27 protein-coding genes and 2 pseudogenes are annotated in these 26,521 nt (G+C 70.5%); 25 read left to right on the top strand and 4 right to left on the bottom strand.

Going from position 1 to position 26,521, the window contains the following annotated elements:
- Positions 1 to 56: 56 nt before the first annotated feature.
- Positions 57 to 584, bottom strand: a complete 528-nt coding sequence (locus tag ACHMXE_RS21025; protein ID WP_203202087.1) for a thermonuclease family protein — start codon at positions 582 to 584, stop codon at positions 57 to 59.
- Between the two features lie 200 nt (positions 585 to 784).
- Between ACHMXE_RS21025 and ACHMXE_RS21020 the strand changes: the two genes are divergently transcribed.
- Both ACHMXE_RS21020 and ACHMXE_RS21015 read left to right on the top strand, forming a co-directional pair.
- Entirely contained in the window at positions 785 to 1,507 is a 723-nt protein-coding gene (locus ACHMXE_RS21020) for an SDR family oxidoreductase (RefSeq protein ID WP_395351120.1), read from the top strand.
- A gap of 11 nt (positions 1,508 to 1,518) precedes the next feature.
- Entirely contained in the window at positions 1,519 to 2,220 is a 702-nt protein-coding gene (locus tag ACHMXE_RS21015; RefSeq protein WP_395351119.1) for an aspartate/glutamate racemase family protein, read from the top strand.
- Positions 2,221 to 2,229: 9 nt separating this feature from the next.
- Here ACHMXE_RS21015 and ACHMXE_RS21010 read toward each other — a convergent pair.
- Positions 2,230 to 3,926, bottom strand: a pseudogene (locus ACHMXE_RS21010) (long-chain fatty acid--CoA ligase).
- 287 nt (positions 3,927 to 4,213) lie between these two features.
- On the opposite strand from ACHMXE_RS21010, the gene ACHMXE_RS21005 reads away from it, so the two are divergent.
- The 18 genes from ACHMXE_RS21005 to ACHMXE_RS20920 all read left to right on the top strand — a co-directional run bounded on the left by ACHMXE_RS21005 (position 4,214) and on the right by ACHMXE_RS20920 (position 17,718).
- The gene (locus ACHMXE_RS21005; protein WP_057596490.1) at positions 4,214 to 4,654 is read left to right on the top strand and encodes an OsmC family protein; all 441 of its coding nucleotides are present in this window, start codon (positions 4,214 to 4,216) and stop codon (positions 4,652 to 4,654) included.
- A gap of 47 nt (positions 4,655 to 4,701) precedes the next feature.
- Positions 4,702 to 5,667, top strand: coding sequence for a Bug family tripartite tricarboxylate transporter substrate binding protein (locus tag ACHMXE_RS21000; protein WP_395351118.1), 966 nt, complete (start codon positions 4,702 to 4,704; stop codon positions 5,665 to 5,667).
- Between the two features lie 440 nt (positions 5,668 to 6,107).
- The gene (locus ACHMXE_RS20995; RefSeq protein WP_395351117.1) at positions 6,108 to 6,881 is read left to right on the top strand and encodes a GntR family transcriptional regulator; all 774 of its coding nucleotides are present in this window, start codon (positions 6,108 to 6,110) and stop codon (positions 6,879 to 6,881) included.
- Positions 6,878 to 7,678: a transporter substrate-binding domain-containing protein gene (locus ACHMXE_RS20990; RefSeq protein ID WP_395351116.1), complete on the top strand. Its 801-nt coding sequence runs from the start codon at positions 6,878 to 6,880 to the stop codon at positions 7,676 to 7,678. Before ACHMXE_RS20995 ends, ACHMXE_RS20990 begins: the two co-directional genes overlap by 4 nt.
- Before the next feature lie 15 nt (positions 7,679 to 7,693).
- Positions 7,694 to 8,356, top strand: a complete 663-nt coding sequence (locus ACHMXE_RS20985; protein WP_203202094.1) for an amino acid ABC transporter permease — start codon at positions 7,694 to 7,696, stop codon at positions 8,354 to 8,356.
- A 7-nt stretch (positions 8,357 to 8,363) separates the two neighbouring features.
- Complete coding sequence (locus ACHMXE_RS20980; RefSeq protein ID WP_395351115.1) at positions 8,364 to 9,017, top strand: amino acid ABC transporter permease; 654 nt, start codon at positions 8,364 to 8,366, stop codon at positions 9,015 to 9,017.
- Positions 9,001 to 9,783 (top strand): amino acid ABC transporter ATP-binding protein, encoded by a 783-nt coding sequence (locus ACHMXE_RS20975; RefSeq protein WP_395351114.1) that lies wholly within the window; start codon positions 9,001 to 9,003, stop codon positions 9,781 to 9,783. Before ACHMXE_RS20980 ends, ACHMXE_RS20975 begins: the two co-directional genes overlap by 17 nt.
- A gap of 192 nt (positions 9,784 to 9,975) precedes the next feature.
- Complete coding sequence (locus tag ACHMXE_RS20970) at positions 9,976 to 10,470, top strand: AAA family ATPase (protein ID WP_395351113.1); 495 nt, start codon at positions 9,976 to 9,978, stop codon at positions 10,468 to 10,470.
- 29 nt (positions 10,471 to 10,499) lie between these two features.
- Positions 10,500 to 10,985, top strand: a complete 486-nt coding sequence (locus ACHMXE_RS20965) for a GNAT family N-acetyltransferase (protein ID WP_395351112.1) — start codon at positions 10,500 to 10,502, stop codon at positions 10,983 to 10,985.
- A gap of 111 nt (positions 10,986 to 11,096) precedes the next feature.
- The gene (locus tag ACHMXE_RS20960; protein WP_203202097.1) at positions 11,097 to 11,666 is read left to right on the top strand and encodes a DUF1439 domain-containing protein; all 570 of its coding nucleotides are present in this window, start codon (positions 11,097 to 11,099) and stop codon (positions 11,664 to 11,666) included.
- A complete protein-coding gene (locus tag ACHMXE_RS20955; RefSeq protein ID WP_395351111.1) occupies positions 11,663 to 12,685 on the top strand; it encodes a glycerophosphodiester phosphodiesterase in 1,023 nt (340 codons plus the stop codon). Before ACHMXE_RS20960 ends, ACHMXE_RS20955 begins: the two co-directional genes overlap by 4 nt.
- 38 nt (positions 12,686 to 12,723) lie before the next feature.
- The gene (locus tag ACHMXE_RS20950; RefSeq protein WP_057596498.1) at positions 12,724 to 12,963 is read left to right on the top strand and encodes a hypothetical protein; all 240 of its coding nucleotides are present in this window, start codon (positions 12,724 to 12,726) and stop codon (positions 12,961 to 12,963) included.
- Positions 12,964 to 12,989: 26 nt separating this feature from the next.
- Positions 12,990 to 13,415, top strand: a complete 426-nt coding sequence (locus ACHMXE_RS20945; protein WP_395351110.1) for a hypothetical protein — start codon at positions 12,990 to 12,992, stop codon at positions 13,413 to 13,415.
- A 77-nt stretch (positions 13,416 to 13,492) separates the two neighbouring features.
- Positions 13,493 to 14,974: a TolC family protein gene (locus tag ACHMXE_RS20940; protein WP_395351109.1), complete on the top strand. Its 1,482-nt coding sequence runs from the start codon at positions 13,493 to 13,495 to the stop codon at positions 14,972 to 14,974.
- 1 nt (position 14,975) lies between these two features.
- Positions 14,976 to 16,361, top strand: a complete 1,386-nt coding sequence (locus tag ACHMXE_RS20935) for a multicopper oxidase family protein (protein WP_395351108.1) — start codon at positions 14,976 to 14,978, stop codon at positions 16,359 to 16,361.
- Between the two features lie 39 nt (positions 16,362 to 16,400).
- Positions 16,401 to 16,952, top strand: a complete 552-nt coding sequence (locus ACHMXE_RS20930) for a hypothetical protein (RefSeq protein ID WP_395351107.1) — start codon at positions 16,401 to 16,403, stop codon at positions 16,950 to 16,952.
- Positions 16,934 to 17,392, top strand: a complete 459-nt coding sequence (locus ACHMXE_RS20925) for a DUF411 domain-containing protein (protein ID WP_395351106.1) — start codon at positions 16,934 to 16,936, stop codon at positions 17,390 to 17,392. Before ACHMXE_RS20930 ends, ACHMXE_RS20925 begins: the two co-directional genes overlap by 19 nt.
- Positions 17,393 to 17,427: 35 nt before the next feature.
- Entirely contained in the window at positions 17,428 to 17,718 is a 291-nt protein-coding gene (locus ACHMXE_RS20920; RefSeq protein WP_395351105.1) for a copper-binding protein, read from the top strand.
- Between the two features lie 167 nt (positions 17,719 to 17,885).
- Here the strand turns inward: ACHMXE_RS20920 and ACHMXE_RS20915 are convergent, their stop codons facing one another.
- Positions 17,886 to 19,328: an NAD(P)/FAD-dependent oxidoreductase gene (locus ACHMXE_RS20915; protein ID WP_395351104.1), complete on the bottom strand. Its 1,443-nt coding sequence runs from the start codon at positions 19,326 to 19,328 to the stop codon at positions 17,886 to 17,888.
- Between the two features lie 47 nt (positions 19,329 to 19,375).
- Between ACHMXE_RS20915 and ACHMXE_RS20910 the strand changes: the two genes are divergently transcribed.
- From ACHMXE_RS20910 to ACHMXE_RS20890, 5 genes and pseudogenes are all read left to right on the top strand, one after another.
- Positions 19,376 to 20,410 carry a P1 family peptidase gene (locus tag ACHMXE_RS20910; RefSeq protein WP_395351103.1) on the top strand — a complete coding sequence of 345 codons (1,035 nt, stop codon included), beginning with the start codon at positions 19,376 to 19,378 and terminating at the stop codon, positions 20,408 to 20,410.
- 18 nt (positions 20,411 to 20,428) lie between these two features.
- Positions 20,429 to 21,943 carry a TAXI family TRAP transporter solute-binding subunit gene (locus ACHMXE_RS20905; protein WP_395351102.1) on the top strand — a complete coding sequence of 505 codons (1,515 nt, stop codon included), beginning with the start codon at positions 20,429 to 20,431 and terminating at the stop codon, positions 21,941 to 21,943.
- 47 nt (positions 21,944 to 21,990) lie between these two features.
- Positions 21,991 to 23,738 (top strand): annotated as a pseudogene (gene pabB / locus ACHMXE_RS20900) (aminodeoxychorismate synthase component I).
- Between the two features lie 69 nt (positions 23,739 to 23,807).
- The gene (locus tag ACHMXE_RS20895; protein ID WP_395351101.1) at positions 23,808 to 24,326 is read left to right on the top strand and encodes a MerR family transcriptional regulator; all 519 of its coding nucleotides are present in this window, start codon (positions 23,808 to 23,810) and stop codon (positions 24,324 to 24,326) included.
- The gene (locus ACHMXE_RS20890) at positions 24,259 to 24,696 is read left to right on the top strand and encodes a carboxymuconolactone decarboxylase family protein (RefSeq protein WP_395351100.1); all 438 of its coding nucleotides are present in this window, start codon (positions 24,259 to 24,261) and stop codon (positions 24,694 to 24,696) included. Before ACHMXE_RS20895 ends, ACHMXE_RS20890 begins: the two co-directional genes overlap by 68 nt.
- A gap of 15 nt (positions 24,697 to 24,711) precedes the next feature.
- Here the strand turns inward: ACHMXE_RS20890 and ettA are convergent, their stop codons facing one another.
- Positions 24,712 to 26,373 carry an energy-dependent translational throttle protein EttA gene (gene ettA / locus ACHMXE_RS20885; protein WP_395351099.1) on the bottom strand — a complete coding sequence of 554 codons (1,662 nt, stop codon included), beginning with the start codon at positions 26,371 to 26,373 and terminating at the stop codon, positions 24,712 to 24,714.
- Between the last annotated feature and the right edge of the window lie 148 nt (positions 26,374 to 26,521).

Genomic DNA, 26,521 nt, shown 5'->3' with positions numbered 1-26,521 from the left:
GCTCTTCGCGCCGCATGAATCTCGCGTGACATGGGCCATGCCCGACCCGAAGGCACTCAGAACGACGAGAAGAAGTTGTCGCTCCAATGCGATTCGCGCCGCTGCCGACGCCATTCCCAGGGCGGCGTGGGCCTGGTGTCGGCCCACAGCCCGGCGCGCTGCGCGCGGGCGCCGTCCTGCAGCCGGAACAGGTCGCCGCCGCGCTTGCTCGCGATGCCGTGGTAGTCGTAGACCCAGGCCCAGCCCTCCGACACCATGCGCCGGCCCGCGTCCTCGCCGTTGCACGACACGTCGGCCACGGTGCGGCCGTAGCGGTCGGTGTCGCGCGCGGTGATCCGCGCCTGCTCGGCATAGCAGAGCCGGCTCAGCGCCTGGCGGCTGCGCTGGCCATAAGGCTGCGCCTTCTCGGGCGCGTCGATGGCGGCGATGCGCACCTTGACCTGTTCATAGGCGCCGCTGCGGCCGCAGCGCGCGGTCAGCGTGTCGCCGTCGCTGACGCCGACGACGAGGCAGTTGCGGGAAGCGGCGGCATGGGCCAGCAGGGGGAAGGCAAGAAGGATGGGAAGGAACGCGCGCAGGTGCATGAAGAAGACGGACGGAGCGACAACGGATGAGGACGCATCGAGGCTAAGGGATTCGCGTGCCGGGCGCGGTGGGGACACACATTTTTTCCAGCGGCGCGCGGCACCGTGCCGCGCGCTTGACAGGGCGGCGCGGCCTTCTATGATCGAGTTCAATTATCTTGATTCAAGTTCCGAAATATGGAACTCGAAAGAATCCAATCATGAGCAACACTTTCTCCCAGCAACGCGTCGCCATCGTCGGCGGTACCTCGGGCATCGGCCTCGCGGTGGCGCAACGCGTCGTCCAGCAGGGCGGCCAGGTCCACGTGGGCGGTCGCTCGCCGCAGCGGCTGGCGGCGGCCCTCGAGCAGCTCGGTCCCGCGGCCACCGGCGCGACGGTCGACTCCTCCGACGCCGATTCGCTCGCGCGCTTCTTCGCACCGCTGCCCGCCATCGACCACCTGTTCACGCCCGGCGCGAGCTACAGCGTCGCGCCCTTCGGCAGCGAGGACGTGGCGCAGGTCGAAAGCCCGTTCCGCCAGAAGTTCTGGCCCCAGTACTGGGCCGTGCACCATGCGCTCGCCAAGCTGTCGCCGAACGGTTCGGTGGTGCTGATGTCGGGCGGCGCGGGCGCGCGGCCGCTGCCGGGCGTCGCCAGCTACGCGGCCTGCAACAGCGCGATCGAGGGCCTGGGGCACGCGCTCGCGATCGACCTGGCGCCGCGGCGCGTCAACACCGTGTCGCCCGGCACCATCGACAGCCCGCTGTGGCGCGGGCGCCCGGCCGCCGCGCGCGAAGCCGCCTATGCGGGCTTCGCCGCGATCAGCACGCTGGGCCGGGTCGGCACCGTCGAGGAAGTGGCCGACGCGGTGGTGTTCCTCATGGGCAACGGCTTCATGAGCGGCACCACGCTGTTCGCCGACGGCGGCTACACGCTGCGCTGAGGAGTCGCGCCATGCCGATCCGCATCCGCGTCGTCACGCCCCATGTCGCCCCGGTGCCCGCGAAGCTGCGCAAGATCGAGGATCTCGCCGAAGGCGGCGCACTGCAGCTGTCGCAGGTCAACATCGCCGACGGGCCGCGCGCGATCGAGAGCCCGGCCGACGAGCACCGCTGCCTGCCCGGCGTGCTCGCGCGCATCGAGGAGGCCGAGGCGCAGGGCCTCGATGCGGTGGTGGTCGACTGTTTCGCCGACCCCGGCGTGGCGGCCGCGCGCGAGCGCGTGGCAATGCCCGTCATCGGCCCGGGCGAGGCCAGCCTGCACCTAGCGGCGACGCTCGGCCGGCGGCTCGCGATCGTCACGGTGCTCGAGAGCGTGTGCCCGATGATCGATGCCCTCGCCGAGCGCACCGCGCTGGGCCCGCGGCTGGCGCCGCTGCGCGTGGTCGATACCGCGGTGCGCGAACTCGACGCAGATCCCGAACGGCTGCTCGCTCGCCTGACCGAAGCGGCGGCGCGGGCCGTGCGCGACGATGGCGCCGATGCGATCGTGCTGGGCTGCACCGGCTTCCTGGGCGTGAGCGATGCGCTCGCGCGGGCCCTGGCGGCCCAGGGCCTCGCGGTGCCCGTGATTCATCCGCTGCGCAGCGCGGTGCTGCTGGCCGCAACGCAGGTCCGGCTGGGATTGCGGCACCGGGCGGCGCGCCCGGCGCGCTGACTCGGCGCCTCAGGCGTTCTCGGCTTCCTGCAACAGGCGCCACATGACCTTGCCGCTGCCGCTCTTGGGCAGCGCGTCGACGAACTGCACCTGGCGCGGTATCTTGTAGACCGCCATGTTCTCGCGGCACCAGTCGATGATCTGCTGCGCGGTGGTGTCCTTGTGGGTGGCGCGCAGCACCACCACGGCCTTGACCGATTCGCCGCGGTAGGCGTCCTTGGTCGAGATCACGCAGGCTTCCTGGATCGCCGGGTGGCGGAACATCAGCAGCTCGACCTCGGCCGGCCAGACCTTGAAGCCGCTGGCGTTGATCATGCGCTTCAGGCGGTCGGTGATGAAGAAGTAGCCCTCCTCGTCCATGCGGCCCATGTCGCCCGAGCGGAAGAAGCGCTTGCCCTCGAACTCGACGAAGGCCGCGGCCGTGGCCTCGGGCCGCTTCCAGTAGCCCTGGAACACCTCGGGGCCGTGGATGATGATCTCGCCCGATTCGCCCGGCGGCAGTTCCTTCAGCGTGTCGGGTCGACCACGCGCGCGTCGGTGCTCATGAACGGGATGCCCAGGCACTGCTGCTTGGGATGCTCGGCCGGGTTCGAATGCGAGGGCGCGGCCGTTTCGGTGAGGCCGTAGCCTTCCTGGTACTTGAGGCCGAACTGGTCCTGCAGCCGCTGCGCCACCGCCTGCGGCATGGCCGCGCCGCCGCCGCCGATGTAGCTGAGGCTCGAGAGGTCGTAGCTCGCGAAGTGCGGGCTCGCCATCAGGTCGATCACCATGGTCGGGATGTTGGTCCAGCTCGAGACCTTCCAGCGCGAGATCAGGCGCCCGGCCACGTCGCGGTCCCAGCGCGGCATGATGACCAGCGTGGCGGCCGCGAGGATCGCGGTGTGCATCATGCTGACCACGCCGGTGATGTGGAACATCGGCACCACGGCCAGCACCACCACCTCGGAATGCGCGCAGCCCCACAGCATGCCCGACATGGCGTTGTGCATCAGGCTCGAATGGTGGTGGATGCAGCCCTTGGGCAGGCCGGTGGTGCCGCTGGTGTAGGGCAGCAGCGCCATGTCGTTGGCGCCCACCACGTGCTCGGGCACCGGGTGGCTGGTCTCGAGCGCCTCGGTCCACGCCATGACCTCGCCGCCGGCCAGCGCGGGCAGCGGATGGCGGGTGCCGAGCCAGTCGACCCAGGCGGCCGCGGGCGCGTCGTCGCCGGTCACGCCGGGATCGAAGGCGTCGGTGAACTGGGTCACGATCATCCTCGACAGGCGTTCGCCCTCGGGCAGCGCGTCGCTGGCCCTGGCCAGTTCGCCGGCGAGGTCGCCGGTGGTGATCGCCACCTTGGCGTCGGCGTCGGTGATGTAGTGCTTGAGCTCCTCGGCCCGGTTCATCGGGTTGACCGGCACCACCACGGCATTGGCGCGCAGGATCGCGAAATGCGCGATCACCAGCTGCGGGCAGTTCTGCATGTCGAGCAGCACGCGGTCGCCGCGCTTCACGCCCAGCGCATGCAGGGTGCCGGCCAGGCGCTCGACCTGGCTTGCCAGCTCGCGGTAGCTGGTGACGCGGCCGAAGAACACCAGGGCCTTGTTGTCGGGGTAGCGCTCGGCGGCGGTCTTGAGGTTGTGCCAGAGCGACACCGCGGGCACGGTGATCGAATGCGGCAGGCGTTTGGGCCAGAACTTGTGATGCGGGCGTGGTTCCAGGGTCATGGCAGGCGAGCGGAAGGAAATGGGGAATCCGGGGCGGGGCGCGTCCGGCGGAATTGCCGGGCGCGCGAACCGCACGCCAGCCTAAGCCGAGCGCGGCGCGGCTCCCATCGGGGAAGCCCCCGGAGCGTCACCTTGGCGACGCCCTTTTTTCTACGTCGCCCGATCGCGGCCCGCCGAAACGGCCAGGGCGACAGCGCGGGCGACTACAGACGCGGCGCTCCGTTTCGGCGATACCGGGAGCTTCGCATCCCGTTCACCCATCCACCGACCACCGAAGGAGCATCTCCATGGCAGCAGAAAAGCACGCGAGCGTTCACTGGGAAGGCGCAGGCAAGACCGGCAAGGGCCAGGTCAGCACCGAGACCGGCGCGCTCAAGGACTACCCCTATGGCTTCGCCAGCCGTTTCGAGGACGACCGGCGCGGCACCAACCCCGAGGAGATCGTCGGCGCCGCGCACGCGGCCTGCTTCACGATGGCCTTCGCCTTCGCGCTCGAGAAGGAGGGCCTGGCCGCCACGAAGATCGACACCCGCGCGGCCGTGCGCCTGGCCAAGGACGGCGAGGGTTTCAAGATCGACCGCATCGCGCTCGAGCTCGACGCCGCGGTGCCCAACCTTGATGAGGCGAAGTTCCAGCAGATCGCCGCCGCCGCCAAGGCCGGCTGCCCGCTGTCGAAGGCGCTCGCGAGCGTGCCCGAGATCACGCTGAAGGCGACGCTGGCCGGCTGAGCGGCTTGCCTATGATCGTCTCCTCGCCAAGAACAAGGAGACGGATCATGAACAACACCCTGCGGACCGCGCTCGCGGTCCTGTCGCTCGCCCTCGGCACCGCCGCCACGGCGGCCTTTCCCGACAAGCCGATCAAGGTCGTGATCGGCTTCCCGGCCGGCGGCCCGCTCGACCAGCATGCGCGCCTGCTGACCGACAAGCTGCAGGCGGCGCTGGGCCAGCCGCTGATCGTGGACTACAAGCCCGGCGCGGGCGGCTCGGTGGGCGCCGACGCGGTCGCCAAGAGCCCGGCCGACGGCTACACGCTGATGCTCGCGAACACCGGCGTGGCCGTGATCAACGGCGCGCTCTACAGCAAGCTGCCCTACGACACGCAGCGCGACTTCGTGCCGATCGCGCGCACCGCGATGCAGCCGCTGGCATTGCTGGTCACACCGAAGCTGCCGGTGCAGAACCTCAGGCAGTTCATCGACTACGCGAAGGCGCGGCCGGGCCAGGTCAACTACGGCTCGGCCGGCAACGGCGGCATCAGCCACCTGGTGCCCGAGATGTTCAAGACCGCGACCGGCATCTTCATGGTGCACATCCCCTACCGCGGCAGCGCGCCCGCCTTCACCGACCTGATGGGCGGGCAGGTGCAGTTCATGGCCGAATCGATCCCGCAGGCGGCCAACTACCACAAGCAGGGCAAGGTGCGCGCACTGGCCGTGACCAGCCGCGAGCGCAATCCCGCGCTGCCCGACATCCCGACCGTGGCCGAATCGGGCGTGAAGGGTTTCGAGGTGGTGGGCTTCTACGGCTTCTTCGCGCCCAAGGACACGCCCAAGGACGTGGTGGCGAAGCTCAGCGAGGCCTTCAGGCAGGTGCTGACCAGCGCGGAGGTGCGCGAGCGCATGGTGAGCCAGGGCGCCGACCCGGCCTTCCTGGGCAGCGAGGAGTTCGCGCGCTTCCTGGCGACCGAGACGCCGCGCTGGCGCGAGGCGGTGAAGGCTTCGGGCGCGCGGATGGATTGAGCTGGCTGGGGCGGGCTGCTGCTTCGAAGAGCAGGGGCTGGAGGCCTCAGATACGTCGGGGGCGCGTGCACAGGACAGCGGGTACTTCCCTCCGCGAATGTCCCCCGGCCTTCGGCCTCCTCCTTTATTTCGCTGCGGGAAGCACCCGCTGCCCTGTGCACGTGGGCGCAGCGGTGGTGCGAGCGGTCCAACGACCGCCGCGTCCAGGCTCACGCCGATGGGGTACTCCCCGCAGCGAAATAAAGGAGGAGCCGAAGGCGGGGGACATTCGCGGAGGGGAGTACCCCATCGGCGTGAGCCCGTCCCGCTGAGCCCGTCCCGCTGAGCGCGAAAGCTTCAGCACCCCCAAGGCACCCGCACCACCGGCGCACGCCGCCGGCCCATTTCGGTGCACACATCTTGCATACCAGTTGGCACGGAAGCTGCTGGTATGCAGGCACATGGCCACCTCCGCTTCCGAAATCAGTGCGCGCATCGTCGAGGCGGTGATGGCGCAGAAGCTCGCGCCGGGTTCGCGCCTGGGCGAGCAGCAGCTCGCGATGCTGTTCGACTGCAGCCGCACCATCGTGCGCGAGGCGCTCACGCGGCTGGCGGCGCGCGGCATCGTCACCGTGAGCGCGCGGCGCGGCTGGTTCGTGATCGAGCCCTCGCAGGACGAGGCGCGCGAGGCCTTCGAGGCGCGGCGCGTGATCGAGCTCGGCCTCATCCGAAGCGCGGGCACCGCGGGCAAGCTCCAGAAGAGCGCGCTGCGCCAGCTGAAGACGCACCTGCAGCGCGAGAAGGCCGCGCTCAAGGAAAGCGACGTCGGCAACCGCAGCTTCCTGCTCGGCGACTTCCACGTTTGCCTGGCCGAATGCCTGGGCAACACGCTGCTGGCCGACACCCTGCGCGACTACACGGCGCGCACCACCCTGATCGCCATGCTCTACCAATCCACGCACGACGCGGTGCAGTCCTGCGAGGACCACGTGCAGATCGTCGCCGCGCTCGAGCGCGGCGACCATGCCGCCGCCGAGGCCCTGATGGCCGAGCACATCGGCACGGTGCAGTCGGCCCTGCGCGTGCAGGCACCCGCCGATCCGCTGGCCCAGCTGCGCGATGCACTGGCGCCGCTCCAGAACACGGCCACCACGCCTGCCCCCCGGAGCAAGCGCCGCAAGCCCGGCGCGGCCCCCGATCCCGACTCTTCGACTTACCTAGGAGCCCTGCTATGACCTTCCTCGCATCCAAACGCCGCGTCGCTCTCGCGCTCGCCTCCCTCGCCCTGCTGGCCTCGGCCGGCGGTGCCCACGCCCAGAACGCGCTCGACAACGTGCTCAAGGCCAGGACCATCAAGATCGCCGTGCCCACCGACTACCCGCCCTATGGCTCGGTCGACAAGAACATGAAGCCGCAGGGCCTCGACGTCGAGATGGCCGAGCTCATCGGCGCCAAGCTCGGCGTCAAGGTCGAGCTGGTGCCCGTGACCAGCGCCAACCGCATCCCCTACCTGCAGACCAGGAAGGCCGACCTCGTGATCTCCACGCTCGGCAAGAACGCGGAGCGCGAGAAGGTCATCGACTTCTCGTCGGCCTATGCGCCCTTCTTCCAGGCCGTCTACGCCGCCAAGAGCATGAAGCTCGCGAGCTTCGCCGACATGGCCGGCAAGACCGTGGCCGTGACGCGCGGCGCGATGGAGGACCAGGAACTCAACAAGGTGGCGCCGCCGAACGTCGACTACCGCCGCTTCGAGGACAACAACGCGACCATCGCGGCCTTCGTCGCGGGCCAGACCCAGACCCTCGCGACCAGCGCGGCCGTCGCCGGCGACATGCTCGCCAAGAACCCGAAGGTCAGCGCCGAGTTCAAGCTGCTGCTGAAAGACAGCCCCTGCTTCGTCGGCATCGCCAAGGGCGAGACCGCGCTCAAGACCAGGGTCAACGAGATCATCGCGACGGCCAAGAAGGACGGCACGCTCGACGCCCTGTCGAAGAAGTGGCTCGGCAAGGCCGCCGGCGACCTGCCGGTCTGATCGGACGGCGCGGCCATGGGCATCGAATTCGACTTTGGCGCCGTGCTCGCCGAATGGCCGCTGCTGCTGCGCGGCATCGCGTGGACCATCGGCCTCACGGCCGTGGGCACCGTGCTGGGCATGATCGTCGGCACCTTCTGCGCCTGGGCGCGCGCCGACGGCCCGCGCTGGCTGCGCGCCATCGTGGGCACCTACGTGGAGCTGATCCGCAACACGCCCTTCATCGTGCAGCTGTTCTTCATCTTCTTCGGGCTGCCGGCCGCGGGCGTCAAGCTCTCGCCCGAGGTGGCTTCGGTGATCGCGATGGTGCTGAACCTCGGCGCCTATTCCACCGAGATCATCCGCGCCGGCATCGAGGCCACGCCCAAGGGCCAGATCGAGGCCGCCGTGAGCCTGGCGCTGAGCCGCTCGCAGGTGTTCCTGCGCGTGGTGCTGCCGCCGGCGCTCAAGAAGGTGTGGCCCGCGATGGTGAGCCAGATCGTCATCGTGATGCTGGGCTCGGCCGTGTGCGGGCAGATCTCGACCGAGGAGCTGAGCTACGCGGCCAACCTGATCCAGAGCCGCAACTTCCGCGCCTTCGAGGCCTTCATCGTCGCCACGCTGATCTACCTCGCGCTCTCGGTGGCGCTGCGGCGGCTGCTCGACTGGGCCGGTCCCCGCTTCTTCTTCGGCCGCTGAATCCGCCATGACCGATTTCTCCCTCTGGGACATCCTGCGCAACCTGCTGCTGGCGCTGCGCTGGACCGTCGTGCTCTCGCTCATCGCCTTCGTCGGCGGCGGCATCGTCGGCGCGCTGCTGCTGTTCCTGCGCCTGCGTGGCGGCCCCGCCATCGGCAAGGCCGTGGGCCTCTACGTGCAGCTGTTCCAGGGCACGCCGCTGCTGATGCAGCTGTTCCTGGCCTACTTCGGCATCGCCCTGTTCGGCATCGACGTGTCGGCCTGGACCGCCGCCAGCGTGGCACTCACGCTCTACACCAGCGCCTTCCTCGCCGAGATCTGGCGCGGCTGCGTGGCCTCGATCCCGAAGGGGCAGTGGGAAGCCTCGGGCAGCCTCGCGCTGAGCTTCGGCGAGCAGCTGCGCCACGTGATCCTGCCGCAGGCCGTGAGGATCGCGATCGCGCCCACCGTGGGCTTCCTGGTGCAGGTCATCAAGGGCACGGCGCTGGCGTCGGTCATCGGCTTCGTCGAACTCACCAAGGCCGGCAGCATGATCTCCAACGCCACCTTCCAGCCCTTCGTGGTGTTCAGCTGCGTGGCCCTGCTCTATTTCGTGCTGTGCTTTCCCGTGAGCCTGTACGCCAAGACCCTCGAGAGGAAAACCCATGGCCGCCGTGCTTGAACCGCAACAACAACCCGCCGTCGCGGTGGGCTCGCCGATCGTGCGCATCACCGCGCTGCGCAAGTCCTACGGCAGCAACGAGGTGCTCAAGGGCATCGACCTCGACGTCAAGCGCGGCGAGGTGATCGCCATCATCGGCAAGAGCGGCTCGGGCAAGAGCACGCTGCTGCGCTGCATCAACGGCCTCGAGGTGTTCCAGGAGGGTTCGCTCACCGTCGACGGCAAGCCGCTGCTGCACGAGAGCGCGATGGCGATGCGCGAGCTGCGCCAGCGCGTGGGCATGATCTTCCAGGGCTTCAACCTGTTCCCGCACCTCACGGTCGGCAAGAACGTGATGCTCGCACCCACGCTGGTGAAGAAGCGCTCGTCGCTCGAGGCCGCCTCGCAGGCGCGCAAGCTGCTCACGCGCGTGGGCCTGGCCGAGAAGTTCGACGCCATGCCCGACCAGCTCTCGGGCGGCCAGCAGCAGCGCGTGGCGATCGCGCGCGCGCTGGCCATGGAGCCGGGCGTGCTGCTGTGCGACGAGATCACCTCGGCGCTCGACCCCGAACTGGTGGGCGAGGTGTTGCGCGTGGTCGAGTCGCTGGCCGACGAGGGCATGACGCTGCTGATGGTCACGCACGAGATGAACTTCGCGCGCAAGGTGGCCGACCGCGTGATCTTCATGCACCAGGGCCGCGTGCACGAGATGGGAGCGCCCGCCGAGCTGTTCGCGAACCCGCGCACGCCGGAGCTGCGGCAGTTCCTCTCGTCGCTGCACGACTGAAGCGCCCGGCCTTGGGCTATGCTCGGCCCATGGCCTGCCCGCGCATCATCGCGTCGATCATTCGCACCATTTTGAAGATGGTGGGTTGACGCACGGTTCCTTGAGTTCATGCCATGCAACCCGCCCCAGAAGGCGGGTTTTTCGTTTTCCGGGGCGCTTCTTCCAAGCCCACCACCCTCCGGAGAAAACGAAATGACAGCGACCCCTTCCACCCCCGTGCTGCACATGGTCTGCGGCAAGATCGGCGCGGGCAAGTCCACGCTCGCGCGCCGGCTCGCCACGGCGCCCGCCACCGTGCTCGTGAGCGAGGACGCCTGGCTCGCGGCGCTCTACCCGGGCGAGATCCGCGAGCTGCCCGACTACGTGCGCTGCGCGGACCGCCTGAAGCAGGCCATCGAAGGCCACCTGGCGGCGCTGCTCGCGGCCGGCGTGTCGGTGGTGCTCGACTTCCCGGCCAACACGGTCGCGAACCGTCGCTGGATGCGCGGCCTCTTCGAAGCGGCCGGCGCCGCGCACGTGCTGCACCTGCTCGAACTGCCTGACGCGGTCTGCAAGCAGCGCCTGCGGGAGCGCAACGCGAGCGGCACGCACCCCTTCGAGACCAGCGAGGCGCAGTTCGACCTGATCGGCAGCCATTTCGTCGCGCCGACGCCCGAGGAAGGCTTCGAAGTGAAGCGGCACGCCTGAGCGGGCCGGGCCGCTATGCTTCGCAGCCCATGCAGATCGAACCCGCCCGCCCCGAGGAAGCCCCCACCGTCGTCGAAGTGCTGCACGAGGCCGCGCAATGGCTGGTCGACGAAGGCCGCACCCTGTGGTCGGGGCCGGAGATCGCGCCCGCGCGCATCGAGCGCGACTGCGCAGCCGGCGGCTACTTCATCGCGCGCATCGATGGCCAGGTGGCCGGCGTGGTCCGGCTCGACCTCGAGGATCCGTATTTCTGGCCCGAGATCGAGGCCGGCAGCTCGCTCTACGTACACAAGCTCGCGGTGCGCCGCGGCTTCGCGGGGCAAGGCGTGTCGAACGCCTTGCTGGTGTTCGCGCGCGAACGGGCGACGGCGCTTGGGCTGCGCCACCTGCGGCTCGACTGCGTGGCCGACCGCGCGCCGCTGCGCGGCCTCTACGAGCGCTTCGGCTTCGCGCTGCACAGCGAGATCCGCAACGACTTCGGTGTCTTCGCGCGTTACGAGTTGCCGCTGGGCTGAGTTCGGCTGTCGCCCGTACATCCCCACGCCAGTCACGTCCTGCAACCAAATCGGCGCGAACTTGCGCACCTGTGGCAAGCTCCCACCGCCATGCCAAGCCACCGCCGCTCCATGCTCCCCTCCCCGACCCGCCGCCGCGCGCTGGGCGCCCTGCTCGGCGCCGCAGCGCTCCAGGCGCCGTTCGCCGCCTTCGCGGGCTTCAACTTCTTCACCAGCGAATACACCGCCAGCCGCGACGAGCTGCAGGCGCAGATCGCGCGCCGCTTCCCGGTGGCCGAGCGCTATGCCGAGCTGTTCACGGTCGGGCTGCGCGATCCGCAGCTGGGCCTGGACGCGGCCACCAACCGCGCCGCGATCACCGCCACGCTGACCATCGCGAGCCCGCTGCTCGGCGGCGGGCCGGTGCAGGGCACGGTGGCGGTCAGCAGCGCGCTCAGGTACGACGCCGCCACGCGCGCGCTGCGGCTCGACCAGCCCAAGGCCGAGCGCATCGAGCTGCAGGGCCTGGACGGGCGCGACGCCGAGCGGCTGCGGCGCGTGGGCGCGCTGGTCGCGCAGGAACTGCTGCAGGGCCAGCCGCTGCGCACCTTCAAGCCCGAGGAACTGACCGTCGGGCGCAAGACTTACGAGATCGGCGACATCACCGTGCTCGCCGACGGCATCAAGGTACAGCTCAAATGACACATCGCAGACGCACGCTCCTGCTCGCCCTGGGCGCCACGGCCGCGCTCGCCGCGGGCTGCACCGGCTTCGCGCCCACGCCGCGCACGCGCTTCGACCTCGAGGCCCACCGCGGCGGCCGCGGCCTCGCGCCCGAGAACACGCTGGCGGCCTTCGCCAATGCCATCGACCTCGGCGTGACCACGCTCGAACTCGACATCGGCCTGAGTGCCGACGGCGTGGTGGTGGTGTCGCACGACACGGCCCTCAACCCCGACCACACGCGCGATGCCGCCGGCCAGTGGCTCGCGCTCGCGAACGGCCGCAGCGGACCCACGATCCGTTCGCTCACGCTGGCACAACTGCAGGCCTACGACGTGGGCCGGCTCAATCCCTCGAGCAGCTACGGCCGCCAGTTCGCGCTGCAGCAGCCGCGCGATGGCGAACGCATCCCCACGCTCGAGGCGGTGTTCGACCTGGTGCGCGCGCGCGGCCCGGCCGCGGCCACCGTGCGCTTCAACATCGAGACCAAGGTCGATCCGACCAAGCCCGACGAGACCGCCGCGCCCGAGCCCATGGTGCGCGCGCTGCTGGCCGTCATCGACAAGGCGCAAATGGCCGATCGCGTGACCGTGCAGAGCTTCGACTGGCGCACGCTGGCGCTGGTGGGCCAGCTGGCGCCCGCGATGTCGCGCGCCTACCTGAGCACGCCGCGCACGCTCAAGGACAAGCGCTGGACCGCCGGGCTCGATGCCGCGGGCTTCGGCTCCACGCCGCGGCTCGTGAAGGCCGCGGCCGGCACCAGTGGCGGTCCGCTCGTCTGGTCGCCGGCCTTCGCCGACCTCAACGCGGCGCAGGTGAAGGAGGCGCAGGGCCTCGGCATGAAGGTGCTGCCCTGGACCGTGAACCAGCGCGCCGACATGATCCGGCTGATGGACCTGGGCGTGGACGGCATCATCACCGACTACCCCGACGTGCTGCGCGACCTGGTGCGCGAACGCGGGCTGCCGCTGCCGCCCTCGGGAAGGAACGCCTCGTGAACGCCGCGCTGCAACAGCTCGACGCCATCGCCGGGCAGATCGACGCGCTGCGCCGCCAGGGCGGCGGCCCCGCCGGCCTGCTGTCGGACCAGGCACGCGGCAGCGCCGCGCTGCTGGCCGCCCTGCCGCCGCGCTATGGCGAGGTGCTTCTGAACCTGCTCGACCGGCTCGAATCGAGCGCACTGTTCAGTGAGGAAAGCTGCTCGTTCAGCCAGAAAGATCTGCTCGACAACCTGTCGTTGTGGGTGGACAAGGCCCGCGCGCAGCTCGGCGGCTGAGGCACGCGGTTTATCATCGGCCCTCCATGCGCACCCTGTTCCTCGCCCTCATGATCGCCCTGCTGCCGGTTCGCGGCTGGCTCGGCGACGCGATGGCGATCGAGATGGTGCGGCATTCGATGCCCGCGGCCGAGGCCGTCGCCGGCGTGGCACAGGCGGCCACCGAGGCCCACTGCCACGAGGCCGGCGACATGGCCATGACGGCCATGGACAACGCCTCGCACGTCGAGCACGCGATGGCCGACACCCACGGCGACGGCAGCGACAGCGACCACGCCAGCCACCAGGGCTGCGGCACCTGCACCGCCTGCCAGGTCTGCCACTCGGTGGCGCTCGGCGGCACCGAACTCAGGGGCATCGCGCACGATGCCCCCCAGGCCGCGCCCGCGGCCCCGGCGGCTCGCTTCGCGAGCACCGAGCCCTTCCTGGGCTTGAAGCCGCCCATTTCCTGATCTCCCTGCCCGTAGTCCGTCCGCGGTGAGCCCTTGCCGGCTCGCGGCGTCGATCGTATTGCTCATGGAGATCGAGCGTGAACCCTATCGTTCGCCGGCAGATGGCCGGCCCCTTTCCCTTTCGCTGTCGAACAGCTGACGCGCTGCCCCGGCGCGCCCTCGCATTCGCCAGTGCCCTGTTCCTGGCCGGCTGCGCCAGCCTCTCGCCCGACGGCGGCACGGCCGACGTGCAGGCCCTGGTCGCGGGCAATCCCCTGATGGCGGGCCAGCCGGCCCAGCGCATGCCCGACGAGGCCTCGCAGAAAAGCGTCGATGCGCTGCTCGCCAGGCCGCTCGACGCCGAGGCCGCCGTGCGCATCGCGCTCGTCAACGGCCCGCGCGTGCAGGACGCCTTCGCCACCCTGCAGTTGAGCGACGCCGACCGCGCGCAGGCCGCGAGCCTGCCGAACCCGGTGCTCTCGTTCAGCCGGCTGGCGCAGGGCCGCGAGCGCGAGCTCGAGCGCATGCTGAGCTTCAACGTGATCGGCCTGGTCACGCTGCCGTGGCAGGCGCGCTGGGCCGGCCAGCGCCACGAGGCCGCCAAGCTGCAGGCCGCGCAGAGCGTGCTGCTGCTGGCCGCCGACACGCGCCGCGCCTGGGTGCGCGCGGTGGCGGCGCAGCAGAGCGTGATCTACCTGCGCGATGCCAGGGAGGCGGCCGAGGCCGGCGCCGAGCTCGCGCACCGCATGGCCCAGGTCGGCAACTGGAGCGCGCTGCAGCGCACGCGCGAACAGCTGCTGCTGGCCGATGCCGCGGCGCAGCTCGCGCGCGCCGAGCAGGCCGCCGTGGCCTCGCGCGAACAGCTCACGCGGCTGCTGGGGCTGACGGGCGAACGCGCCGCCTACACCCTGCCCGACCGCCTGCCGCCGCTGCCCCAGGCCGCGCCCGAGCTCGGCGACGTGCAGGCGCGCGCGCTGCGCGACCGGCTCGACGTGCGCTCGGCGCAGGCGCAGAACACGGCCGTGGCCGATTCGCTGGGCCTCGTGCATGCCACGCGCGTCATCAACGCGATGGAGCTCGGCGTGGTGCGCAACACCACCTTCGAGAACGACGCCGACCGTTCGCGCGCCACGCAGCGCGGCTTCGAGCTCGACCTGCCGCTGCCGCTGTTCGACTGGGGCCAGGCGCGCACCGGCCGCGCCGAGGCGCAGTACATGCAGTCGGCCGCGCGCGTGCGCGACGTGGGCGTGCTGGCCGCGAGCGAGGCGCGCGAGGCCTGGCGCGGCTGGAACACCGCCTATGGCCTGGCGCGGCGTTACCGCGACGAGGTGCTGCCGCTGCGCAGGAAGGTCAACGAGGAGATGGTGCTGCGCTACAACGGCATGCTCGCGAGCGTGTGGGAGCTGCTCGCCGAGACGCGCGCGAGCATGCTCGCGGTGAACGCCGGCATCGAGGCGCAGCGCGACTTCTGGCTGGCCGACACCGACCTGCAACTGGTGCTCACGGGCAGCTCGCCCGGCGGCATGACGGCGCTGCAGACCGCGGCCGCCAGCGACGCCCCCGCGGCGGGAGGACACTGAGATGAACCGCCGCAATTTCTTCGCGGGCGCCGCCACGGCCGTCGCCGCCACCACCGTCAGCCGCGTCTCGATGGCCGCGCTGCCCGAGCCCGTCTCGCAGAGCTCCACCGCCACGGCCGCACCGCTCGTGCCGCCGAACGGCCGGCCCTACAACCCCGTCGTCACGCTCAACGGCTGGACCCTGCCGTGGCGCATGAACGCCGGCGTCAAGGAATTCCACCTGGTCGCCGAGCCCGTGGTGCGCGAGATGGCGCCGGGCTTCAAGGTCAACATGTGGGGCTACAACGGCCAGTCGCCGGGACCGACCATCGAGGTGGTCGAGGGCGACCGGCTGCGCATCTACGTGACCAACCGGCTGCCCGAGCACACCACCGTGCACTGGCACGGCCAGCGCCTGCCCAACGGCATGGACGGCGTGGGCGGCATCACGCAGCCGCAGATCCCGCCGGGCAAGACCTTCGTCTACGAGTTCACGGCGCGCCGCCCCGGCACCTTCATGTACCACCCGCATGCCGACGAGATGGTGCAGATGGCGATGGGGATGATGGGCTTCTGGGTCACGCACCCGAAGGCCGACCACCCGCTGATCGAGAAGGTCGATCGCGACTTCTGCTTCCTGCTCGGCAGCTTCGACGTGGAGCCCGGCAGCGCCACGCCCAAGGTCAGCACCATGACCGACTTCAACCTCTGGAGCTTCAACAGCCGCGTGTTCCCGGCCATCGACACGCTCAACGTGCGCAAGGGGGACCGCGTGCGCATCCGCGTGGGCAACCTCACGATGACCAACCACCCGGTCCACATCCATGGCCACGAGTTCGAGGTGACCGGCACCGACGGCGGTCCCGTGCCGCGCACCGCGCGCTGGCCCGAGGTGTCGGTCGACGTGGCGGTGGGCCAGATGCGGCAGATGGAGTTCATCGCCGACGAGGAAGGCGACTGGGCGCTGCACTGCCACAAGGCGCACCACACCATGGGGCCGATGGGCCACGAGGTGCCGACCATGATCGGCGTGGACCACAAGGGCGTGGCCGAGAAGATCCGCAAGCTGGTGCCCGACTACATGGTGATGGGCGACAAGGGCATGGCCGACATGGGCGAGATGGAGATGCCCATTCCCGACAACACGGTGCCGATGATGACGGGCACCGGCCCCTTCGGCTCGGCCGAGATGGGCGGCATGTTCACGCTGCTCAAGGTGCGCCGCGACCAGAAGCCCGGCGACTACCGCGACCCGGGCTGGTTCAGGCATCCGCCGGGCACGGTCGCGCGCGAAGTGCCGAACGCCAACGTGCCGCCGGCCCCGCGCGCGAAGGCACCGGCCCCATCGGCCGCCGAGCCCGATGCCACCGTGCGCAAGCCCTCGGGCCATGGCGCGCATCAACACTGAAGCCGCTCATTCCCTTTCGATTTTCTCGGAGTTCCATCGATGAACAAGACACTCAAGCTCGCCGCCGCCGGCCTCGCGCTCGCGGCCTTCGCCACCGCCTCGCCGGCGCACGAGAACCACTTCGCCAAACCCAAGGGCGCGGCCGAACTCGCGCCCGAGCAGAAACCCTGGGGCATCGTCGGCAAGCCCGGCGCCGTGAAGCGCACCATCGACATCGTGATGGCCGACGACATGACCTTCACGCCCTCGGTGATCGAGGTGCGCGAGGGCGACACGCTGCGCCTGCGCCTGAAGAACAAGGGCCGTGACCTGCACGAACTCGTGCTCGGCACCACGGCCGAGATCGAGGCCCACGCGGCCATGATGAAGAAATTCCCCGGCATGGAGCACGACGAGCCCTGGATGGCGCACGTGCCGCCGGGGCCGGACCGGCGAGCTGGTCTGGACCTTCAACCGCGCCGGCGACTTCGACTTCGCCTGCCTGGTGAAGGACCACTACGAACTCGGCATGGCCGGCCGCGTGCGCGTGCTGCCCGCCGCCGGCAAATCCTGAAACCCCGAAAGGAACTCCCATGCAAAGAAGACGACTGATGCTGGCCCTGGCCTCCACCGCCGCCCTGCCTTTCATCGCGCGGGCCGCGCACGCCGCGGCGCCGATGGTCGAGATCTGGAAGGACCCGAACTGCGGCTGCTGCCAGGACTGGGTCAAGCACCTCAACAGGAACGGCTTCGCCACGCGCGTGCACGACGAAGGCAACGTCGCCGCGCGCAAGCGCCTGGGCCTGCCCGAGAAGCTGGGCTCGTGCCACACGGGCCAGGTCGGCGGCTACGCCATCGAGGGCCACGTGCCCGCGCGCGAGATCCAGCGCCTGCTCAAGGAGAAGCCCAGGGCGGTGGGCCTCGCCGTGCCCGGCATGCCGGTCGGCTCGCCGGGCATGGACGGGCCGGCCTACGGCGACCAGCGCGACCCCTACGACGTGCTGCTGGTGCTGGCCGATGGCGGCACGCGCGTGTTCCAGAGCTACCGATGAATCCTCCGATCCCCTTGCAAGAAAGACCGACCGCCATGAAGAAGCTGTTCACCGCCCTGTGCGCCACCCTGTTCGCCGCCCTCGCCTTCGCGCAGACGGCCCTGCCGCCCGTCGAGGGCGAGGTCCGCAAGATCGACACCGAGGCGAACAAGATCACCTTGCGCCATGGCGACATCCCCAACCTCGAGATGACCGGCATGAACATGGTCTTCCGCGTGAAGGACCCGGCGCTGCTCACGCAGGTGAAGCCCGGCGACAAGGTGCAGTTCACGGCCGACAAGGTAGATGGGGCGCTCACGGTGTTGTCGATCGCGCCTGCGAACTGAGGGCCTTGGGACCTTTCGTCGTCGGCGCCTGGAAAATGCAGCGTTGATCCACTCTTCGGGAGATCGAGATGAAAAGCTCCGGCACCCAACGCGCTTCGCCATGTGCGCTGGAGCGCATCGAATCACCCGAAGAACTACGACATGGCACGGGCGGCAACGCCGAGTCGTCAGAGTTGAGTCCCCTTGAACAACAAGAGATCGTGCGCCTTCTCGCAGCGCATCGCGCCGACCCGGGTGCAGTGATCTCTTGGGATGAGGTCAAGACCCTCTTGAAGACCTGACCCTCGGCAGTCGTCTTCGGAGCGAGCGCTACGCCCGAAGCGCCGCGGATCGAACGGCGCCAACGCGATCTCCGGCGCCAGCTCCGCCATCGCCTGCGCCGCCAGCCGCCCGGTGCGCGCCGAGCCGCACAGCCCCACGTGCCCATGGCCGAAGGCCAGCACCACGTCGGCGCTGCCGGCGGCGGGGCCGATGCAGGGCAGGCCGTCGGGCAGGCTCGGGCGATGGCCGAGCCAGCGCTGCACATCGGCCTCGGCGGGCGGCGCGTCGGCGAGCGAGGGAAACATCGAGCGCAGATGCTCGTGCAGGATCTCGGCGCGGCGCCAGTCGGGCGCGGCCTCGAGCCCCGCGATCTCGACCTGGCCGGCGGCGCGCAGGCCGCCGTTCATCCAGTGCGCGATGAGCTTGCCGTCGGCCACCATCACCGGCGTGCGCGGGCCCACCGCGGCCTTCGGCAGCACGACGTGGTAGCCGCGCTCCGATTCCAGCGGCACCGGCGAGCCGGCCGCGGCGGCCAGGGCGCCCGAGCGCGCACCGGCGCATATCGCGGCGGTGTCGCAGGCGATCTCGCCGGCTTCCGTGCGCACGGCGCGCAGCCGGCCGTCCTCGATGCGGAAACCGGTGGCGCGCGCGGCCACGCGGTCGGCGCCAAGCGCACGCGCATGCGCGGCCAGCGCCGCCACGTAGGTGCCCGGGTCGCGGCAGTAGCCGGCCTCGCCGACGTGGATGCCCAGCGTGTAGCGCGCATCGAGGTCGGGCTCCTGCCGGCGCAGCTCGTCGGCGCCCCATTCGCTCCATTGCACGCCGGTGCGCGCACGCACGCGCCAGGCCAGCGCATCGCCCTCGAACTCGGCGCGCGAGCGGTAGGCATGCAGCAGGCCGCGCTGCTCGACCAGTTGCGGCACGCCGGCCTCGGCCGCCAGCCGCGCATGCAGCGCGGGCGCGTCGACCAGCAAGGTGCGCAGCGCGTCGGCGATGCGCTGCACGCGCGCCTCGGTGGCGCCCGAGGCCAGGTAGCGCAGCAGCCAGGGCAGCGCGCGCGGCAGGTAGGGCCAGCGCACCGCCAGCGGGCCGACCGGATCGGCCAGCCAGCCCGGCACCTTGCGCCACGCACCGGGCAGCGCGGGCGGCACCACCGAATGCGAGGAGAGCCAGCCCGCGTTGCCGTAGCTGGTGGCCTGCGGCGCGCCGGGCTCGCCCGGCTCGACCACGGTGACGCGCAGGCCCGCGCGCAGGGCCTCGATGGCGGTGGCGCTGCCGACGGCGCCCGCGCCGATCACCACCGCATGGCGCCGCGCGCCGGACTGGAAACCACTTCTTTCAACTGTCATGGCGCCCATCGTAGGGGCCACGCGGCATGGTTCCATAATCGGCCGCCATGTCCGCCACGCCTTCCCCCGCTTCCCTCTCCTCTTCCGACGGTGCCATCACCGACGTCGCCGGCATCGAGGTCGGCCACTTCTCCGACACCCGCCGGCCCACCGGCTGCACCGTGATCATCGCGCGCGAAGGCGCGGTGGCCGGCGTCGACGTGCGCGGCGCCGCGCCCGGCACGCGCGAGACCGACCTGCTCGCGCCCGGCAACCTGGTGCAGCAGGTGCACGCCGTGATGCTCGCGGGCGGCAGCGCCTGGGGCCTGGCCGCGGCCGAGGGCGCGATGCGCTGGCTCGAGGAGCGCGGCGTGGGCATGGACGTGCGCTTCGGCACCTTGCCGATCGTGCCCGCCGCGGTGCTGTTCGACCTGCCGATGGGCGATGCCCGCATCCGGCCCGATGCCGCGGCCGGCTATGCCGCCTGCGAGGCCGCGGGCCGCGACGCGCCGGCCGAGGGCAACGTGGGCGCCGGCACCGGCGCGCTGGTGGGCAAGCTGTTCGGCGTGCAGCGCGCGATGAAGGGCGGCATCGGCACCGCCTCGGTCACGGTCGGCGGCGTCACGGTCGGCGCGCTGATCGCGGTCAATTCGCTCGGCGACGTGATCGATCACTACACCGCGCTGCCCGTGGCCGGCGCGCGCACCGAGGACGGCCGCGCGCTGCTCGACACGCGCCGCGCCCTGCTGCGCGGCGACCTGCCCAGGCCGCTGCTGGCCGGCACCAACACCACCATCGGCGTGATCGCCACCGACGCGGTGCTGACCAAGGTGCAGGCCAACCGGCTCGCGACCGTGGCGCACGACGGCCTGGCGCGCGCCATCAACCCCGTGCACACCATGAGCGACGGCGACACCCTGTTCGCGCTCGCCACCGGCCGCGTGCCGCTGGCGGCCGACGGCCCGGGCATGACGGTGCTCAGCACCATGGCGGCCGAGGTCGCCGCGCGCGCCACCCTGCGCGCGGTGCTGGCGGCGCGCTCGGTGACGGTCGGCGAGCTGCACATCCCCTCGGCCGCCGAGCTCGGCACCGCGCCGCGCTGACCTCACGAGCGAGACACCATGGCCTTCCCGAGAACCCTCAAGCTGATCCTGCTGTCGATCCGCGACCTGATCGCCTCCGCCGGCCCGATCCTGTTCCTCGTGATCGGCCTGTTGATCGCCGCCTACTGGTGGTTGCAGCCGCAGCCGCCCAAGCAGGTGACGCTGGCCACCGGTCCCACGGGCAGCGCCTACGCGCAGTTCGGCAAGCGCTATGCCGAGGCACTGAAGACCAGCGGCATCGAGGTCGTGCTCAAGCCGACCTCGGGCTCGTCGGAGAACCTCGAGCTGCTGCGCAAGGGCGAGGCCGACGTGGGCTTCGTGCGCGGCGGCAGCGCCGACCCGGTGGCCGACGACGAGGCCGGCCTCAGCTCGCTCGGCAGCCTGTTCTTCGAACCGGTCTGGCTGTTCTACCGGCCCGATGCGATCACGCGCGCGCCCGACAGCGTGATCGCGCAGCAGGCGGCGGAGGCCGAGAAGGCGAAGAAGGCGGCCAAGGCCGCCGCGAAGGGCCGCCGCGGTGCCGAGCGCAGGAAGGCTGCGGCACCGCAACCCGCCGTGCCCCCCGCGCCGATCCCGCTGACCTCGCTGACGCAACTGCGCGGCCTGCGCGTCAACGTCGACATGCCCGGCAGCGGCCTGCCCGAACTCATGGGCCGGCTGCTCGAGGCCAACCGGCTCGCGCCCGACGCGCTGCTGCTGTCGAACCTCGAGCAGTCCGCAGCCGCCGAGGCGCTGCAGGCCGGGCTGCTCGATGCGATCGTGCTGTCGTCGGCGCCGCAGTCGCCGCAGGTGCAGCGGTTGCTGCGCGCGAACGACATCCGGCTCATGGACTTCGTGCAGGCCGATGCGTACACGCGGCGCTTTCCCTTTCTCTCGGCCGTGACCCTGCCGCGCGGCGTGGTCGACCTGTCGAAGGACCTGCCGGCCGGCGACGTGTCGCTGCTCGCGGCCACCACCTCGCTGCTGTCGCGCGAGGACACCCATCCCGCGCTGCGCCAGCTGTTCGCGCAGGCCGCGCAACACCTGCATGGCGGTGCCGGCTGGTTCAACCGGCCGCGCGACTTCCCGAACACGCGCACCAGCGAACTGCCGGTGAGCCCCGAGGGCGACCGCGCCATCAACGGCACGCCGCCGTTCTGGCAGCGCTACCTGCCGTTCTGGGCCAGCAACCTGATCGAGCGCATGTGGCTGGTGCTCGGCGGCCTGCTGGTGCTGATGCTGCCGCTGAGCCGCGTGGTGCCGCCGCTCTACCAGTTCCGCGTGCGCCGCCGCGTGTTCCGCTGGTATGCGCGGCTGCGCGACATCGAGGGCAAGGTCGACGGCCAGCGCGGCGATCCGGCCGAGCTCACGAAGGAGCTCGACGAGCTCGACCGCGTGGTCAACCGCGTGGCGGTGCCGCTGTCGTATGCCGACGAGCTCTATGCGCTGCGCAACAACATCTATGCGGTGCGCAAGCGGGCGCTGGCGCGCGGCGCCGGTGCGCCGGCCGGGCCCGCGATGCCACCACCGCCTTCGCCTTCCGCACCGCGCTGACCGGCACGCGGCGCGCTGGCGCCCGTGCCTTCTCCACAGACTCCATCGTGTCCACCCTGATCGATTTCGCCGACCCGCGCACCGATGGCGCGCAACGGCTGCGCCTGGCGTTCGGCGCCCCTTCCCGCACGCTCGTGGCGCGCAGCCTGGCCGAGGTGCGGCCCGTGCTCGCGCAGGCCGAGGCGCTGGCGCGCGCGGGCCACTGGTGCGTGGGCTACCTGCGCTACGAGGCGGCCGCGGCCTTCGATGCCGCGTTCGAGACGCATGCGGGCGACGGCGGGCCGCTGGCCTGGTTCGGGGTGCACGACCAGGCCCTGCCCTGGCCCGAGGAAATGCCGCCCGCGAGCCCCCCATCGCCTGGCGCGACAGCCTCTCGCGCGCCGACTTCGACCGGCAGATGCAAGTCATCCACGCCGCGATCGCCGCCGGCGGCCTCTACCAGATCAACCACACGGCGCCGCTGCTCGGCGACCATGCCGGCGACCCGCTGGCCCTGTTCGCCGCGCTGCGACTCAACCAGCCCGCGGGCTACGCGGCCTTCATCGACAGCGGCGAGGAACAGGTGCTGTCGCTGTCGCCCGAGCTGTTCTTCGACTGGCACGGCGAGCGCATCCTCGCGCGCCCGATGAAGGGCACCGCACCGCGCGGCGCCACGCCGGCCGAGGACGAGGCCCAGGCACAGCGGCTGCGCAGCGTGCCGAAGGAGCGGGCCGAGAACGTGATGATCGTGGACCTGCTGCGCAACGACCTGTCGCGCATCGCGCAGCCCTTCTCGGTGCGCGTGCCGCGGCTGTTCCACACCGAAGCGCTGCCCACCGTGTGGCAGATGACCTCGGACGTGGGAGCCGCGGTACGGCCCGGCACCTCGCTGGTCGACGTGTTCGATGCGCTGTTCCCCTGCGGCTCGGTCACGGGTGCGCCCAAGGTGGCGGCGATGCGGCTGATCCGCGAGCTCGAGCAGGCGCCGCGCGGCGTGTACTGCGGCGCGGTCGGCGTGCTGCGGCCGGGCGGGCATGCGACCTTCAACGTGCCGATCCGCACCGTGACCCTGCGCGATGGCCAGGCGCGCTGCGGCATCGGCAGCGGCATCACGGCCGATGCCACGGCCGACGCCGAATGGGCCGAGTGGGGCCACAAGCGGGCCTTCCTGGGCGCGGCCGCCGTTGCCGAGGCGCCCGGCTTCGAACTGCTCGAAACGCTGGCGCTGGTCGACGGCACGCTGCGCGATGCTCCGCTGCACATCGAACGCATGGCCGGCGCGGCCGCCCACTTCGGCTTCGCCTGGGATGCCGCACGCGTCGAGGCGGCGCTGCAATCGCTGCGCGATGCGCATGCCGAAGGCAGCTGGCGCGTGCGCCTGCTGCTCGATGCGCGGGGCCTGCCACGCGTCGAAGCGTTTGAAATGGGCGCTGCACCCGAGCGCGTGAAGCTGCAGCTGGCCGACCGCCCCTTCGACGAAGCGCACAGCGAGTTCACGCGCTTCAAGACCACGCGCCGCGCGCACTACGAGGCCTTCGCGCCGACCCTGCCCGAGGCCTTCGACACGCTGCTGTGGAACCCCGAGGGCGAACTCACCGAATGCACGCGCGGCAACGTCGCGCTGCGCCTGGACGACGGGCGCTGGGTCACGCCGCCGCTGCGCTGCGGCCTGCTGCCCGGCATCGGGCGCGCGCAGCGGCTGGCCGAGGGTTCGCTGGTCGAGCAGACGGTGCGGCGCGAGCAGCTCTCGCGGGTGACCGCGCTGGCCTTCGTCAACAGCCTGCGCGGCTGGATCGAGGCGGAACTCGTCCCCTGAATCGCCGCATCGGAGGAAGATGCGAAAAGCGCTTGACTTGGAGCGCGCTCCAACTTCGAGAATTCCCCCATGGAAAGCAACCTGAGCATCGCGGAAGTGGCACGGCGCACCGGCCTCACGGCCCACACGCTGCGCTACTACGAACGCATCGGCCTGATAGCCGCCGTGTCGCGCGCACCGGGCGGCCAGCGCCGCTATGCCGCCGCCGACATGGAATGGCTCGCTTTCCTGTTGCGCCTGCGCGAGACCGGCATGCCCATCCAGGGCATGCAGGCCTTCGCCGGGCTTCGCAGTCAGGGGGACGCGAGCATCGGCGAACGCCGCGCGATGCTCGAATCGCATCTCGCCGAGGTTCGCTCGAAGGTGGAGGCGCTGCAGCAATCGATGCAGGCGCTGGCGCACAAGATCGAGCACTACCGCGGGATCGAGGCCCGGCGTCCCTCTTCATCGGGCCATGCCCCGGCTTCAACGAAGAGGAAGAAACATGCACCAGCAGCAGCAACACCAACCCCAACCGACGATGACCAGCCAGGCGACCGGCGAGCGCTACGCGCGCGGCCTCGCGAAACTGCGGCAGATCGACGGTGAGGGCGGCATCAAGGTCGTCGAAGGCCTGGCCGACATCGCACCCGACTTCGCGCGCCTCTTGATCGAGTTCCCGTTCGGCGACGTCTATTCGCGCCCCGGCCTCGACCTGCGCTCGCGCGAGATCGCGGTGGTGGCCGCGCTCACCGCCATGGGCAATGCGGCGCCGCAGCTCAAGGTACACATCCAGGGCGCGCTCAACGTCGGCGTGACGCGCGAGGAAGTGGTCGAGGTGATCATGCAGATGGCGGTCTACGCGGGCTTCCCCGCCGCGCTCAACGGCCTGAGTGCCGCGCGCGAGGTGTTCGCGGCCGACGATGAAAAAAGCGCGCGGCCCCCTGCGGAACCGCGCGCCCTGGTCGAGCCGGCCTGAGGGCCGGCGCGGGCCTTACTTGAGGGCCTTGAAGCGCACGCGCTTGGGCTTGGCGCCCTCTTCGCCCAGGCGCTTCTTCTTGTCGGCTTCGTACTCCTGGTAGTTGCCGTCGAAGAACACCCATTGCGAGTCGCCTTCGGCGGCCAGGATGTGGGTGGCGATGCGGTCGAGGAACCAGCGGTCATGGCTGATCACCAGCACGGTGCCCGCGTATTCGAGCAGCGCGTCTTCGAGCGCGCGCAGCGTTTCCACGTCCAGGTCGTTCGAGGGTTCGTCCAGCAGCAGCACGTTGCCGCCCTGGATCAGCGTCTTGGCCAGGTGCAGCCGGCCGCGTTCGCCGCCCGACAGGTTGCCGACCTTCTTCTGCTGGTCCTGGCCGTTGAAGTTGAAGCGGCCCGCGTAGGCGCGGCTGGCCATCTGGAACTTGCCGACGTTGATGATGTCCAGGCCGTTCGAGATGTCTTCCCACACGGTCTTGTTGTTGGCCAGTTCGTCGCGGTGCTGGTCGACGAAGGCCAACTTCACGGTCTGGCCGACCACCACCTCGCCGCTGTCGGGCTGTTCCTTGCCGGCGATCAGCTTGAACAGCGTGGACTTGCCGGCGCCGTTCGGGCCGATGATGCCGACGATGGCACCCGCGGGGATGTTGAAGTTCAGCTTGTCGATCAGCAGGCGGTCGCCGAAGCTCTTGCTCACGTCCTTGAACTCGATCACCTGGCTGCCCAGGCGCTCGGCCACCGGAATGAAGATTTCCTGCGTTTCGTTGCGCTTCTGGTATTCGACGTCGCTCAGCTCCTCGAAGCGGGCCAGGCGCGACTTGCTCTTGGCCTGGCGGGCCTTCGGGTTCTGGCGCGACCATTCCAGTTCCTTCTTCAGGGCCTTGGCGTGGGCTTCCTCGCTCTTCTGCTCCTGCGCCAGGCGTTCGCCCTTCTGCTCGAGCCAGGTGCTGTAGTTGCCCTTCCATGGAATGCCGCGGCCGCGGTCCAGTTCGAGGATCCACTCGGCGGCGTTGTCGAGGAAGTAGCGGTCATGGGTGATGGCCACCACGGTGCCCGTGAAGCGCTGCAGGAACACTTCGAGCCACTCCACCGATTCGGCGTCCAGGTGGTTGGTGGGTTCGTCGAGCAGCAGCATGTCGGGCTTGGACAGCAGCAGCTTGCACAGCGCCACGCGGCGCTTCTCGCCGCCCGACAGCAGGCCGATCTTGGCGTCCCACGGCGGCAGGCGCAGCGCGTCGGCCGCGATCTCGATCTGGTGCTCGGAATCGGTGCCGGCAGCGGAAATCACCGCCTCGAGCTCGCCCTGCTCGGCCGCCAGCGCGTCGAAGTCGGCGCCTTCCTCGGCGTAGGCGGCATAGATCTCCTCGAGGCGCGCCTTGGCGGCGTTGACCTCGCCCATGGCCTCGTCGATCGCGTTGCGCACCGTGTGCTCGGGATTGAGCTTGGGCTCCTGCTCGAGATAGCCGATCGACAGGCCGGCCATCGGAATGGCTTCGCCCTCGATCTCCTTGTCGACGCCGGCCATGATCTTGAGCAGCGAGGACTTGCCCGAGCCATTCAGGCCGAGCACGCCGATCTTGGCGCCGGGAAAGAAGGACAACGAGATGTCTTTCAAGATCTGCCGCTTGGGCGGCACGGTCTTGGAGACTCTGTTCATGGTGTAGACGTACTGGGCCATCTTCTGTGTAGGACTGCTGATTGCTGAGGTGGCGAAAGCCGGAAAAAGCCGAAATCCCCTGGAGGAAGCCCCTGGAAGACGGCGGCAGGCCCGGCGCGCGGAATCGCGGAAACGGAGCGCGAAAAGCAGTGATTATCGACTCATGCGA

The sequence above is a fragment of the Variovorax sp. UC122_21 genome, assembly GCF_044056785.1.
GTDB lineage: Bacteria > Pseudomonadota > Gammaproteobacteria > Burkholderiales > Burkholderiaceae_C > Variovorax.
The sequence above is the reverse complement of the archived record's forward strand: the minus strand, read 5'-3'. Positions and strand labels throughout refer to the sequence as shown.